We start from the raw sequence: 13,180 nt of genomic DNA, 5'->3' as shown, positions 1-13,180 counted from the left end.
ACTTGATCTTCGAGTTCCTCCCGGCTCGGCCACCCACCGGTGACCCGCTTACACACTGGCCGTAATGTGTAAAGACGTCGGACCTGACAACGAGTGAGGTGGGCCGCATGACACTCTCAGAGCAAGCCGGTGCCCAGGCGGGCAGCGCCGATGCCGAAGAGTTGGTGAGCTACGAAACCCTCGACGAGGGCCGCATCGCGCGGATCTGGCTCAACCGGCCCGACGCCCACAACGCGCAAAGCCGCGGCCTGCTGATCCAGCTGGACGAGGCGTTTCTGCGTGCCGAGGCCGACGACACCGTGCGCGTGGTGATTCTGGCCGCGCGTGGCCGCAACTTCTCCGCCGGCCATGACTTGGGCTCCGAGCTGGCGATCGCCGAGCGCAGCCAGCTGCCCAGCTTCCGCATCAACGGCGGGACCCGCGATCCCATCGCGGAGAAGATCTACCTGCAGGAGTGGCACTACTTCTTCCAGAACACCTGCCGTTGGCGGGACTTACGCAAGATCACCATCGCCCAGGTGCAGGGCAATGCGATCTCCGCGGGCCTGATGCTGATCTGGGCGTGCGATCTGATCGTGGCGGCCGACAACGCCAAGTTCAGCGATGTGGTCGCGGTGCGCTTGGGCATGCCGGGCGTCGAATATTACGCGCACCCTTGGGAATTCGGCCCGCGCAAGGCCAAGGAGCTGCTGCTGACCGGCGATTCGCTCGACGCCGATGAGGCCTACCGGCTCGGCATGGTGTCCAAGGTGTTCCCGGTCGACGAGCTGGCCGAAAAGACACTGGAATTCGCGCGACGCATCGCCGACCGGCCCACGATGGCGGCCCTGCTGGTGAAGGACTCGGTCAACGCCGCCTCCGACGCAATGGGATTCACCGAGGCGCTGCGTCACGCCTTCCACATCCACGAGCTGGGGCACGCACATTGGGCCGCCCACAACGAGAACCGGTACGCGGTCGGCCTGCCGCCCGACGTCGAAGACTGGCGCACCGCGAAGCCGACGCAGGTGGCCCGCCGCGATACGCCGTAGCCTCGCCGGCGGTGTGCGGTACCCGTTGCCGCGGGCAGTCCTCCGCGTGGTTCGATATCTAGAACCTGTTTCAGTTGAGAGGGCGTCGCGTGCAGCTTTCTTTCGAAAACCGGACATATCTGGTCACCGGCGGCGGTAGCGGAATCGGCAAGGGAGTGGCGGCCGGACTGGTCGCGGCCGGCGCCTCGGTCATGATCGTGGGCCGCAACCCCGACCGGCTGGCGGGCGCCGTCAGCGAGATCGAAGCGCTGTCGGGTGCCGGCTCCATCCGCTACGAGCCGGCCGACATCACCAACGAGGAGGAGGCCGCCCGCGCGGTCGACGCCGCGACGGCATGGCATGGTCGCCTGCACGGCGCGGTGCACTGTGCGGGCGGGTCCGAAACGATCGGCCCGATCACGCAGGTCGACTCCGAGGCCTGGCGGCGGACGGTCGACCTCAACGTCAACGGCACCATGTACGTGCTCAAGCACACGGCCCGCGAGTTGGTGAGCGGCGGGGGCGGCTCCTTCGTGGGCATCTCGTCGATCGCGGCGAGCAACACCCATCGCTGGTTCGGCGCGTACGGGGTCACCAAGTCGGCGGTCGACCACCTGATGATGCTGGCGGCCGATGAGCTGGGCCCGTCCTGGGTCCGGGTCAACAGCGTCCGCCCAGGCCTGATCCGCACGGATCTGGTGACGGCCATTACGGATTCACCGGAGCTGAGCGCCGACTACAGCGCCTGCACGCCGCTGCCGCGCGTCGGTGAGGTCGAAGACGTCGCCAACCTGGCCATGTTCCTGCTCAGCGACGCCGCCTCCTGGATCACCGGCCAGTGCATCAACGTCGATGGCGGCCACATCCTGCGCCGCGGCCCGGACTTCTCCGCGATGCTGGAACCCGCGTTCGGCGCCGACGCGCTACGCGGGGTCGTCTGACGTCAGGCCGGCGTCGCGCTCGGCGAGCGTGGCCAGCGCCGACCAGTCCAGCTGCCCGCCGCCCGTCGCCACCAGCGTCAGGAAGCGGTCGCGGAGCAGGCTGGCTACCGGCAGCGGCACTTCGAGCTGTTCCGCGGCGGCGAGGGCCAGGCGAACGTCCTTGAGGCCCAGCCGCGCGGCGAAGCCGGCCGGCTCGAATTGCCGTCGCGCGATCAACCCGCCGTAGGTCTGGTAGGCGGGCGCGGAGAACAACGTCGAGGTGAGGATGTCCACGTACTGCTGCCTGTCGACCCCGGCCTTGGCGACCAGCGCGACGGCTTCGCTGAGGCTTTCGATCACCGAAGCGATCAGGAAGTTGCCGCTCAGCTTCACCAGGTTGGCGGTGTGCGGTTGCTCGGACACCACGAAGGTGCGCTGCCCGATCGCGTCGAACAGCGGGCTCAACGGCTGCAGCACCTGCGGCTCACCCGCCGCGACCACGAAAAGCTTTGCGGCCGCGGCCGCCTCGGGCCTGCCGAACACCGGCGCCGCGACGAACCGCTGGCCGGCATCGGCGTGCGCGGCCGCCAGGCGCTCCGAGAGGGCGACGCTGATGGTGCTCGACGAGACGTGCGTCGCGCCGGGCGCCAGCGAAGCGACGATGCCGCCCTCGCCAAAGGCCACGCCCTCGACGGCCCGGTCGTCGGCCAGCATGGTGAACACGACCTCGGCGTTGCACGCGTCGGCGACGGTGCCCGCCGCGGACGCGCCGGCCCGGACGAGCGCCTCCGCCTTTTCGGGGGAGCGGTTGTAGACGGTGACGCGGTGGCCCGCCTTCAGCAGGTTGGCGGCCATGCCCCCGCCCATGTTGCCCAGGCCAATGAATCCGATGTCCATGCCTCCACTGTGCCCGCTCCCTACGATGATGGGCACGCCTAGTGACGGGAGCGGCAGATGAAGCGACTCGAGGGCCAGCGGGTCTTGGTGACCGGCGCGGCGTCGGGGATCGGGCAGGCGACCGCCCTGCGGCTCCTCGACGAGGGCGCCATCGTGGTGGCCTCCGACGTCGCGGAGGGCGGCCTGGACGCCACGCGCGGCCGCGCGCAGGAGGTCGGCACCGCCGACCGCCTCACCACCATGCCGATGGACGTGGGCAACGAGGACTCGGTGATCGACGGCGTGTGCCTCGCCGTCGAAAAGCTCGACGGCTTGGACGCATTGGTCAACGCCGCCGGCATCCTGCGCGCCGCCCACACCCACGAGACCACCCTGGAACTGTGGAACCAAATCGTCGGCGTCAACCTGACCGGCACGTTTCTCGTTGTGCGGGAAGCGCTTCCGACGCTACTGGCGAATCGGCGCAGCTCGATCGTCAACTTCAGTTCGACCTCGGCCTCGTTCGCCCACCCCTACATGGCGGCGTACGCCGCGAGCAAGGGCGGAATCCAGGCGTTCACTCATTCGCTGGCGCTCGAATACGCCCGCGATGGGCTGCGCGCGGTGTGCGTGGCGCCGGGCAGCATCAAGTCCGGGATCACCGACGCAACGGGCGGATACATCCCGAAAGACGCTGACTGGGCGCTCTTTTCGAGGCTGATGCCGATACTGCCGACCACGGTGGAATCCAGCGGCACCGGGATGGCCGACCCGTCCGTGGTGGCCGGGGTGATCGCGATGCTGGTGTCCGAGGACGGCGCGTTCATCACCGGCACCGAGATCCGCATCGACGGCGGGACGCACGCGTAGCCCCGATGGCGGCGACCCGCTTCGCCCGGCTTCGCCGCGCTCGCGATCGCCGCTGGTCCCGATGGCGGCGACCCGCTTCGCCCGGCTTCGCCGCGCTCGCGATCGCCGCTGGTTCCGATGGCGGCGACCCGCTTCGCCCGGCTTCGCCGCGCTCGCGATCGCCGCTGCTAGTTAACGCACGGCACGCCGCCGCCGTCGATCGGCTTCCCCTGATCGGGCGTCGGATAGGTCGTGGTGGTGCCGTTGTAGTAGTAGGTCTTGGCCTTGCTTGACGTTGTGGTGCTGGCGCTTTCGTCCGTCGTGCCGTCGTCGACCATCGACACCGAGAAGTTGGTATCGACGGTCACCCTGATGTGGCCGGGCTGGACAGTGGGATCCGGATGGCTAGGCGCGTCGAGGCCGAGCAGTTTGGCCACGTTGCCCGCGTCGGTCTCCGCCCCGGCGCCGTACGCGACCGTGCTGGCGGTGGGTTCGCCCGAATTGCGGTCGCGGGTCTGGCCCGTTGTGTAGCCGTGGTTCTTCAGCGCGCGGGCAACCTCGCTCGCGAGTCCGCTCATGCTGCCGGCGTTGACCACGTCGACGACGGTCGACGGGCTCGGCTTGGCGGCCGTGGTGGCGGGCGCCGTGGTCGTCGGTGAGGCGCCGATCGCGGCGGCCACCTCGGCTTTGATCGCGGCCGGGTCGATGATGTTGACGTCCTGGCCGTCGATGTTGTCGTAGCGCACCACCGGCAGCGTCCGGAACTCGACGTTGCCGCTGGAGGCCAGCGAACCCAGGCGCTGGATCATCTCCTCGTCCCACCCGCCCGACAGCACCACGTCCTTGCGCGCCACCGCCATGAGGCTCTTGAGCTTGTCCAGGTTGGTGAAGGTGCCCGCGGCCTGCAGCTCCTGCATGACCGACGAGATGAACGCCTGCTGCCGGTGGGTGCGGTCCAGGTCCCCGTTTTCCAGGCCGTGGCGCTGCCGGACGAAGGACAGCGCCTGGGACGCGTCCAGCGTCTGTCGCCCGGCCGGGAAGTCCGCGCCGGAGTACGAGTCGTAGACGGGATGGTTGAGGCAGACTTCCACCCCGCCGAGGGTTTGCGCCAGGTCGTAGAACCCGGCCAGGTTGACCTCGGCGAAATAGTCGATCGGGACGCCGGTCAGGTTGCGCACCGCGCGCAGGGTGGCGGCGCGGCCGGCCTCACGGCCCTTGGTCTCGAGTTCCTTCTGGCTGACGCCGCCCTGATTGGCGAGCTTGTTCGCGACGTACTGCTTGGTGAGCCCGTACGCCTCCTTGATCTTGATGTGGTTGTATCCGGGCACCCCGGTGAAGGGCACCCAGTCGTCGCGGGGGATGGAGAAAGCCACCACTTTGTTGTCTGCGCTGACGTGGACCAGGATCAGCGTGTTGGTGTTGTACCCGCCGTCGTCGGAATCGCCGGCGTGCAGATGCTTGAGGATCGACCAGGGCAGGTCGTTGCCGTCCTGGTCCTTGCGGGAGTCCAGCCCGATCAGCAGGATGTTCATGTCGTCGCCGCTGGACCGCGGGTCGTCGGGGCGCAGGGCGTCGGAAACGGTGATGCCGCCCAGCGCACCGTGGGCCACGTAGTACCCCGCCCCGGTCAGACCGATCGCCGCAACCGAGACCAGCGCGCCCAAGGTGCGCGTCAGCCCCTTGCGGAAACGTGAGGGTTGACGGACGGCTCGATGACGGCGATGGGCACCGCCCGAGCGGGCCATCACAAAACTCTGCCCGGACCCAGCGCATCGCCGGGCACCGCAACGGCGGTTTGCGGCGATGTCGCTTCCAGCATGGTGTCAAGTATGCGTTAGCTTGCTGTGAAGCCCCCAATCGAAAAAGCGCCGCGGGCCGGGCGCATGCCGCGGGCCAACCGCGGATTCACGGCGGGAATTCGCGCCTGACCAGCGCATTCTCGTATGGGCGTCGCGCGGCGGTTTCGACTAGGTCACATCGCCGGGCCAGACCGACTCGAACTCGTTATCGAGCCGATACGACGGCTAGCGGGCTTTGACCAGGTCCTCGCCGGAATCGTAGAAAATGGTGATGTTCGATCCCGTCAGGATCTCGGCGAAGTACACACCGAGTGGCTCGACCTCGTAGTAGTAGTGCACGTTGCCCTGGCGGTCGACCGCCGTCGCGCACGACAGGCCCGGCGCTCCGCATCGTTGCTTGATGGGTACGGCGAGAACGGCGAGCGCCACCACCACCGCAATCCCGATCATCAGCGGAAGCCTGTTGAATGCCCGCCTCGTCGTTGGTGCCGGATGCATCACCGTTGGAGTGTATGCGGCGTACCGGCCGGATTCGGTGCGGCGCCAGTAGGGTTTCTCAGCGATGGCCACTGCAAATCCGGACGGCGCGGCGTCGCCCCAGACCCGGGTCGAAGTACTGGGCAACATCGGACCCAACTGGTTCGCGTCGGTGATGGGCACCGGGATCGTGGCCGTTGCCGGCGCCACGCTGCCGGTGCACGTGGTGGGATTGCGCGCGTTCGCGCAAACCGTCTGGGTGATCGCCGTCGTGCTGCTCGTGGCGCTGATCGTCCTGGTCGGGGGGCATTGGGTGCGGCACCCCACCGTGGCGCGCAGTCACGCGCGCAATCCGCAGATGGCGCACTTTTACGGCGCCGCGCCGATGGCGCTGATGACGGTCGGGGCGGGGGCGGTGCTCGTCGGCCGGGATCTGTTGGGTGAGCGCGTCGTCGTCGACCTTGACTGGGTGTTGTGGACCGGGGGAACGCTGGGCGGGCTGTTCACCGCGGTGAGCATCCCGTATTTGATGTTCACCCAGCACAACGTCGGGCCCGACGCGGCCTTCGGTGGGTGGCTGATGCCGGTGGTGCCGCCCATGGTGGCCGCGGCCACCGGAGCGCTGCTGCTGCCGCACATGGCGGCGGGCACCGGTCGCGAAACCATGCTTTTCGGCTGCTACGCGATGTTCGGGCTGTCGCTGCTGGCTTCCCTGAATATCATCGCGATGATCTGGGCGCGCCTGACGCTGTACGGCACGTCGGGCTCGGCTCGGGTGCCAACGCTGTGGATCGTGCTGGGACCGCTCGGCCAATCCATCACCGCCGCAGGGCTTTTGGGTGCCAGCGCCGGGCCCGCCGTCGACCCCGCGGTGGCGGAGGACCTGAACACCTTCGCGATCCTCTACGGGGTTCCGGTGTGGGGCTTCGCGGTGTTGTGGATCGCGCTGGCCACCGCGCTGACCGTGCGCACGCTCCGGCGCGGCATGCCCTTCGCCCTGACGTGGTGGAGCCTGACCTTCCCGGTCGGAACCTTCGTCACCGGAACCTCGCAGCTCGCCGGCCACACTCATCTGCCGGCGTTTCGGGTGGCCGCGGCCATCGCGTATGCGGGGCTGTTGTTCACCTGGCTGTTGGTGGCCGTCCGCACCGCGCGGGGCAGCCTGCGCGGCAACCTGCTCAGGGTGCCGCCCAGCACCGCGCCGGTGAAGGTCGGCAAGGAACCGGTGTCCTGAAGGCGGCGGGCTCAATCCGCCGCAAGCACCTCGTTGGCCGCGCGCTCGCCCGATTGCGCTGCGCCGCTTACGCAATGGTACGGATAGGTGGCCGTGTCCACGCCCGCCCAATGGACGCGCCCCACCGGCTCGCGTACTGCCGGCCCGAATCCGGCACCCGTCCAGACCCCCGGGCCCATGCAGCCCGCGAAATCCCCGCGCGTCCACTCGTCCATCGACCAGTTGAACTCGAAATAGGAATCCGGCTCGGGGTTCTGCGGCATGACCGCCGGGAACGTGATCGTTTCGGACAGATGCTCACCGTCCGAGCCGAAGCGGTGCGACATCTCCTTCAATATCTGTGCCCTGCGCTCGGCGCGGGTCAGACGATTGAAGTCGCGGGCTTTGTCGCCGGCGACGAAAACGCCCATCAGGCCGGGCTTGTCACTGCTCTCGTCAAACCCGCATTCCCGCGCGTTGGGACTGTAGTCGCCCGGATAGATGGAGATGGATTCGCCCACCAAACCTTGCTTGCGCCAGAACGCTTCGTCATAACAGAGCCAGATCTTCCAGAACGAACCCGTCGGCACGCGGTGCTGCAGCTGCGCGCGGTCGGGCGGCAGGATCGGATCGAAGCGAATGAAGTTGGTCATCGAGATGTTCGTCGCGACGACGACGCGCCGCGCTCGCACTCTTACGCTGTCCGCGCTGACCGTGACACCGTCGGCGTCCTGGGCGATGTGGTGGACCGGCGCATCCACATGCACGGCGCCCGGGCCCAGCTTGGCCACGATTCGATCCGCCATCTGCTGCATCCCACCGCGGACGCGGTATTGCTGCGCCTGCCCCGGAGCCTGGCCGCTCATGTTGAAAAGCTTGCTCCGGTAGGTCTTGAGCACGAAAAGCCAATGCAGCAAGGAACATGCGCCGAGTTCGACGCCGGTGTATCCGACTATCGCCGCTCCCAGCAGCGCCCTGGCATCCCTGGTGAGCACGTTCAAGTCGAACCAGGACTGGACGGTCATCTGATCCGCTTCGCGGGTCGTGCTCGCCCCAAGAGTCACGGTGAACGGGAATTTGACGTCGTCCCACGGCGCCTCGGGATTAACGACCTCCGACATCTTCTCCATGCTGAGGATGGCCTTGCCCAAATCCAATTTGGCGGCCATGGAAATCGGCGGCAGCGCCTTCAGGGGGTTGGAATCGTGGGCGTCATACGTGTGGACCTTGTGCGAGGAGTCCACGAACACGGTCTTGCCGCGGTCGTACTGCGCATACACTTCGACGGCGAGTTCGTCCATGAGCCGTCGGACGTCGGGCTGCGCCTTCTCGTCCCCCACCCACTGGCCGCCGATCTCGAACAGCGTGCCGTCCGAGAGGTGTGCGCTCCAGGTGCGACCACCGATGCGCGGCGCGGCTTCGAGCACCGCGACCGAGTGCCCTGCTTGATGAAGGCGGTAGGCCGCGGTCAGTCCGGCGTATCCCGCGCCCACGACACAGAAATCGGCTTCGTGCTGGGACATCGTTGTCCTCCTCGCCGCCAGACGTTCGACCGGGGAACTGTACGCGCTCTTCAAGGTGGCCGGGTGAAGTTTGCGACTTCTCCCGTTGAACGAAGGCGAAGTCAGGCCGCCGCGGCCCTAGGCGTTTTGATCCCCGGGGGTGACGGGTAGGCAACCGTGAGCCGATCGGGAGGGCTGAACGACCAACGAGACGCGCGAGCGGCCCAGCCGCTTGATTAGTACCGGAGGTTAAGGATGCGTGCCGAGGAAGGCGACGAAACCGTCAAGGACTACGCCGCGGAGGGGAAGCAGACTCTGGGCAGGATCAAGGCTTCTCAACGAGCGGGGACCAGGCTTGGCGACGTCGCCAAGCGGTTCGCCCGGTTGTGGCGAGGCGATCACCCGGCGGACGGGCCCGGGACATAAGTCACGCGGGCGCCGGATACCGGTGCGCCCACGGGCTGGCTTCCTCCAGCTGGGCCGCCAGCTGCAGGAGGTCGCCGTCGGCGCCCAATCGCCCCACCAACTGCACGCCGAGGGGAAGCCCGGCGTCCGTCCAATGCAGCGGCACGCTGATCGCGGGGCGCCCGGTGATGTTCGCGAGCTGCGTGTAGGGCACCCAGCCCAAGTTCTCGCGGATCAACTGGTCGAGGATTCCACTGCGCGCCAATGCTTTTCCCGCCCGCAGCCTACTGGCCGCCCTCGCCAGCCGTTGGAGCGGGCGCGACGTCGCGGTGGCGCCGATCCGCAGGGGTGGGGCGGCCAGGGTGGGGGTCAGCAAGCAGTCAAAGCTTTCGTGGAAGGTCGCCAGCGACCGGATGTGGTTGTTGCGGTTTTCCAGCGCGAAGATGGGCGGCAAAACACCGGTGGCCCTGGCCAATTCGCTCACGGCCAGCGTGTCCGCCTCGAAATCTCGGTCCCGGGCGCCGGTGCGCTGTTTGGCGTCGGCGACGTGTTGATACAGCTGAGCGAACCAGATCGTCAGGAAGTCGCGTGCCAGGGCGTCGTCGTCGTACGGGGGCGCGACCTGCTCGACGTGGTGCCCCAGTTCGGCAAGGAGTGTCGCCGCGCGTTCCACCGCCGCGACGGCCTCCCGGTCCGGGTTGGGGTTGATGGCCGAGGACCACGAGTACCCGATCCGCAGCGCGGCGGGGCGACGCCGGATGTGCTCGGTGAAAGCCATTGGCGGAAGCGCGACTTCGTACGCGGCGTGCGGATCGCGGCCGACGATCACGTCGCAGAGCGCGGCGCTGTCGCGCACGGTGCGGGACACTACGCCCTGGGTCACCATCCCGAACATCGGCTCGCCGGTCTGCGGCCCGTACGGTGACAGCCCGCGGCTGAACTTCAGGCCGACGAGCCCGTTGCAGGCGGCGGGGATGCGGATCGATCCGCCACCGTCGTTGGCCCCGGCCGCCGGCACGATCCCGGCAGCGACCGCCGCACCGGAGCCGCCCGAGGAGCCGCCGGGTGTGTGCGCGGTGTTCCACGGGTTGCGCGCGGGGCCCCAGTAATCGGATTCCGTGACGCCCTTGGCGCCGAACTCCGGAGTGTTGGTCATCGCGAAGATCACCAACCCCGCGTCGAGGAACCGCTGCGTCACCAGGGCATGCCGGTCGGCCACGTCGTTGGCCAGTGACCGGGAACCGCTCGAGGTGGGAAAGCCGCGGTACTCCTGGGCGAGGTCTTTGATCACGAATGGCACACCGGCGAACGGGCCGCGCAGGTTCGGGTCGGCGGCCCGGGTGTCCGCCACCTCGCCGAGGCGTCTGACGATCGCGTTCAGCCGGGGGTTCACCGCGTCCGCTCGCTGGCGTGCCAACGCGAGAAGTTCGGCCGGCGTGACCTGCTTGCGCTCGACGAGCTCGGCCAACGCGGTCGCGTCCAAGGTCATGTACTCGTCAAGATGCATCGGTTTCTCCTCTGGACGCCCCGCTGCATCGTATTGAAGCGGCTTAGTATCACCTGATGCCCATGGCAGTTGAACCGTTCTCGATCCAGGGGCCCGGCGGCGTGCGCATCGTCGCCGACCGGCTGGGCGATCCGCAGGCGCGGGCGGTGGTGTTCCTGCACGGCGGCGGGCAGACCCGCCGGTCGTGGGGCAAGGCCGCCGCCGCCGTGGCACAGCGGGGTTGGCAAGCCGTCACCGTCGACCTGCGCGGGCACGGCGAGTCCGACTGGTCCGACGAGGGCGACTACCGCGTCGTCAGTTTCGCCCGCGACGTTCAGGAGGTGCTCGGCGCGCTGCCCGCACAACCGGTGTTGGTCGGCGCCTCGTTGGGTGGGTTCACCTCGATGCTGTTGGCGGGGGAGCTTTCGCCGGGCATCGCCAGCGCGGTCGTGTTGGTGGACATCGTGCCGAACATGGACCAGTCCGGGGCGAATCGGATTCATGCCTTCATGTCCGATCGGGTGGAATCGGGGTTTGCCTCGCTTGACGAGGTCGCCGACGCGATCGCCGAGTACAACCCGCACCGGCCCCGGCCAACCGACCTCGACGGCCTGACCACAAATCTGCGCCGCCGTGGCGATCGCTGGTACTGGCACTGGGACCCCCAGTTCATCAGCGGGACGGCGGCGTATCCGCCCTTCGAGGTCACCGACCCCGACCGCATGCACGCGGCCGTCGAGGCGATCTTGCGCGATCGCGTGCCGATGTTGTTGGTTCGGGGCCAGATGAGTGATCTGGTCAGCCAGGAACGCGCCGACGAGTTCCTGGCCCGCTTCCCGCAGGTCGAGTTCACCGACGTGCGCGGGGCGGGGCACATGGTCGCCGGCGATCGCAACGACATTTTCGCCGACGCGGTCCTGAGTTTCCTTGCCCGCCACGTCGCCGGCTGATCCGGCTGGTTTCCGCGCGAAAGCCCTTGTCCGACGGGGCATTCGCTAAACGTTCCGTCGCTCACGTCAATTCGCTTGCGTTCGGCCGGAGGTCGGGACTTACCCTTCGGGCGGCCCAACGCTGCTCGCGCTGTTAGCATGCTGCCCGACACATCAAGAGAGGCGGCGTGGCCATGCGGTGGTTGCCAGGGTTGGGATTGGTCGGTGCCGTGTTCGTCGCCGCGACGATGTTGGCGAATCCGGCGCGAGCGGACGGAAGCGTTACCCCGGGCATCAAGGTGGACGACGAAAACAGCTCGTGCACGGCGGGTTTCGCGGCGCAGGGCAACAACGGCAGCTATTACCTGATGACCAGTGGCCACTGTGACGCCCACGATGGTTCGTTGTGGACGTACGGAAATGACGTTCCGCTAGGGAGAATCACCGCCAGCGAAAAGGAAGGCGACACGAAGGACGCCGCGATCATCCTCCTCGACCCGAGCGTCGGAGCGCCATTCGGACATGTCGGTGGAACGTATGAGGTCCGGGATGTGTTGAGCGCGGGCCAGATTCATCAGGGGATGCCCTTCTGCAAATTGGGTGCCGTCACCGGTGAGACCTGTGGTGTGGTCAAGCATGTCGACGGCGGCGTCGTCGAAGCCAGCGTGTACAGCCTCAACGGCGACAGCGGCAGCCCGGGTTTCGTGAAGAACTCGGACGGCACCGTCAGTGCGGTCGGTCTGTTGATGTCGTCACCCGACGGGGACGACTACACGACCTATTTCACGCTCATCGATCCGCTGCTGGGCAGGTGGGGTTTACACGTCCTGCCCTGACGGCAGGCGGCCGAGCCTAACTCAGCGTTTGCCACACCCGGCGAGCGGGTATCCACGCCCGCGGTATCGATCGGGACTCGCTAGGTTGACGAGGCCAATGAGTTGTGCAGTGCGACACCAGCGACACGAAGGAGAGCATTAGTGAAGCGTGGGATCGTCGTCGGCGTGGCGGGCGTGGCCGTGGTGGCCGCGGCTTGCGCCGGCTGCTCGAGCAACAAGTCCAACACGGGCTCGTCCGGCTCTTCGCCGTCGACGTCCGGCCCGCAGGTCATCGTCGACGGTCAGGCGCAGAACGTCAGCGGCCAGGTCACCTGCGCCCAGGCGGGCGACAACACCAACATCGGCATCGGTGACCCGACGGCCGGAGTCGGCGCCGTGGTCAGCAACGCCACCCCGCCGATCGTGCACTCCGTCGGACTCGGCAGCGTAAACGGGATCACGCTCGGCTTTTCCGACGCGGCTCCCAACCAGGGCGGCAACGCCGGAGCCGCGGTGAACGGAAAGACCTACGCAATCAAGGGCACCGCGACCGGGCTCGACATGAGCAACCCACAGCAGCCGCAGGCGGTGACCAAGTCATTCGAGTTAAACGTGACCTGCCCGTAGTGCGGGCGATCGACAGGCAAGAGGGGACGCAGCTATGTCTATGAAACGTGTCGTCAGTGCGGCGGCGGTCGCGGCCGGGCTGAGCTTCTCCGCGGTCGCATTGAACGCGGGTTCGGCCTTCGCGGCCCCGCTCGACCCCGCGCCGCCGTGCCCCGGCTGCCACGGTGGTGGCGGCGGAGGCGGTGGCGGGGGCAACCCCGGCGGGCGTCGTTGGCGGTCGACTTCAGGCGGCTCGACAAGATGCCCGCGCTGCAGCAGGGCGGCCTACAGGA

The 13,180-nt window shown here is 67.9% G+C and carries 13 protein-coding genes; 8 read left to right on the top strand and 5 right to left on the bottom strand.

Annotated elements, in window-relative coordinates:
* Positions 1–107 precede the first annotated feature (107 nt).
* Positions 108–1,031: an enoyl-CoA hydratase gene (locus A5702_RS10795; RefSeq protein WP_068220552.1), complete on the top strand. Its 924-nt coding sequence runs from the start codon at positions 108–110 to the stop codon at positions 1,029–1,031.
* An 89-nt stretch (positions 1,032–1,120) separates the two neighbouring features.
* On the top strand, positions 1,121–1,951 hold the full coding sequence (locus A5702_RS10790) for an SDR family oxidoreductase (RefSeq protein WP_068220550.1): 831 nt from the start codon (positions 1,121–1,123) through the stop codon (positions 1,949–1,951).
* Here the strand turns inward: A5702_RS10790 and A5702_RS10785 are convergent.
* Positions 1,934–2,827, bottom strand: coding sequence for an NAD(P)-dependent oxidoreductase (locus tag A5702_RS10785; RefSeq protein WP_068220546.1), 894 nt, complete (start codon positions 2,825–2,827; stop codon positions 1,934–1,936). The two genes, A5702_RS10790 and A5702_RS10785, sit on opposite strands and share 18 nt — an antisense overlap.
* A gap of 57 nt (positions 2,828–2,884) precedes the next feature.
* On the opposite strand from A5702_RS10785, the gene A5702_RS10780 reads away from it, so the two are divergent.
* A complete protein-coding gene (locus A5702_RS10780) occupies positions 2,885–3,676 on the top strand; it encodes an SDR family NAD(P)-dependent oxidoreductase (RefSeq protein ID WP_068220543.1) in 792 nt (263 codons plus the stop codon).
* Between the two features lie 167 nt (positions 3,677–3,843).
* Here the strand turns inward: A5702_RS10780 and A5702_RS10775 are convergent, their stop codons facing one another.
* Together A5702_RS10775 and A5702_RS10770 are read right to left on the bottom strand one after the other, a co-directional pair.
* On the bottom strand, positions 3,844–5,400 hold the full coding sequence (locus A5702_RS10775; RefSeq protein WP_156669565.1) for an LCP family protein: 1,557 nt from the start codon (positions 5,398–5,400) through the stop codon (positions 3,844–3,846).
* A 279-nt stretch (positions 5,401–5,679) separates the two neighbouring features.
* The gene (locus A5702_RS10770) at positions 5,680–5,952 is read right to left on the bottom strand and encodes a hypothetical protein (RefSeq protein WP_068220538.1); all 273 of its coding nucleotides are present in this window, start codon (positions 5,950–5,952) and stop codon (positions 5,680–5,682) included.
* Positions 5,953–6,016: 64 nt separating this feature from the next.
* Here A5702_RS10770 and A5702_RS10765 point away from each other — a divergent pair, with 64 nt between their 5' ends.
* Positions 6,017–7,165 (top strand): TDT family transporter, encoded by a 1,149-nt coding sequence (locus A5702_RS10765; RefSeq protein WP_068220536.1) that lies wholly within the window; start codon positions 6,017–6,019, stop codon positions 7,163–7,165.
* Positions 7,166–7,176: 11 nt separating this feature from the next.
* Here the strand turns inward: A5702_RS10765 and A5702_RS10760 are convergent, their stop codons facing one another.
* Complete coding sequence (locus tag A5702_RS10760) at positions 7,177–8,667, bottom strand: FAD-dependent oxidoreductase (RefSeq protein WP_068220533.1); 1,491 nt, start codon at positions 8,665–8,667, stop codon at positions 7,177–7,179.
* A gap of 234 nt (positions 8,668–8,901) precedes the next feature.
* Between A5702_RS10760 and A5702_RS26700 the strand changes: the two genes are divergently transcribed.
* On the top strand, positions 8,902–9,072 hold the full coding sequence (locus A5702_RS26700; protein WP_197506542.1) for a hypothetical protein: 171 nt from the start codon (positions 8,902–8,904) through the stop codon (positions 9,070–9,072).
* A gap of 1 nt (position 9,073) precedes the next feature.
* Here the strand turns inward: A5702_RS26700 and A5702_RS10755 are convergent, their stop codons facing one another.
* Positions 9,074–10,558 (bottom strand): amidase, encoded by a 1,485-nt coding sequence (locus A5702_RS10755; RefSeq protein ID WP_068220530.1) that lies wholly within the window; start codon positions 10,556–10,558, stop codon positions 9,074–9,076.
* Positions 10,559–10,620: 62 nt separating this feature from the next.
* Between A5702_RS10755 and A5702_RS10750 the strand changes: the two genes are divergently transcribed.
* The 3 genes from A5702_RS10750 to A5702_RS10740 all read left to right on the top strand — a co-directional run bounded on the left by A5702_RS10750 (position 10,621) and on the right by A5702_RS10740 (position 12,908).
* Positions 10,621–11,487, top strand: a complete 867-nt coding sequence (locus A5702_RS10750) for an alpha/beta fold hydrolase (RefSeq protein ID WP_197499812.1) — start codon at positions 10,621–10,623, stop codon at positions 11,485–11,487.
* Positions 11,488–11,660: 173 nt separating this feature from the next.
* Complete coding sequence (locus A5702_RS10745) at positions 11,661–12,302, top strand: S1 family peptidase (RefSeq protein ID WP_369817889.1); 642 nt, start codon at positions 11,661–11,663, stop codon at positions 12,300–12,302.
* 141 nt (positions 12,303–12,443) lie between these two features.
* Positions 12,444–12,908 (top strand): lipoprotein LpqH, encoded by a 465-nt coding sequence (locus A5702_RS10740; RefSeq protein WP_067821927.1) that lies wholly within the window; start codon positions 12,444–12,446, stop codon positions 12,906–12,908.
* Positions 12,909–13,180 lie beyond the last annotated feature (272 nt).

This window comes from Mycobacterium sp. E3339 (assembly GCF_001666915.1).
Lineage (GTDB): Bacteria > Actinomycetota > Actinomycetes > Mycobacteriales > Mycobacteriaceae > Mycobacterium.
This window is presented reverse-complemented; position numbering and strand designations above follow the sequence as displayed.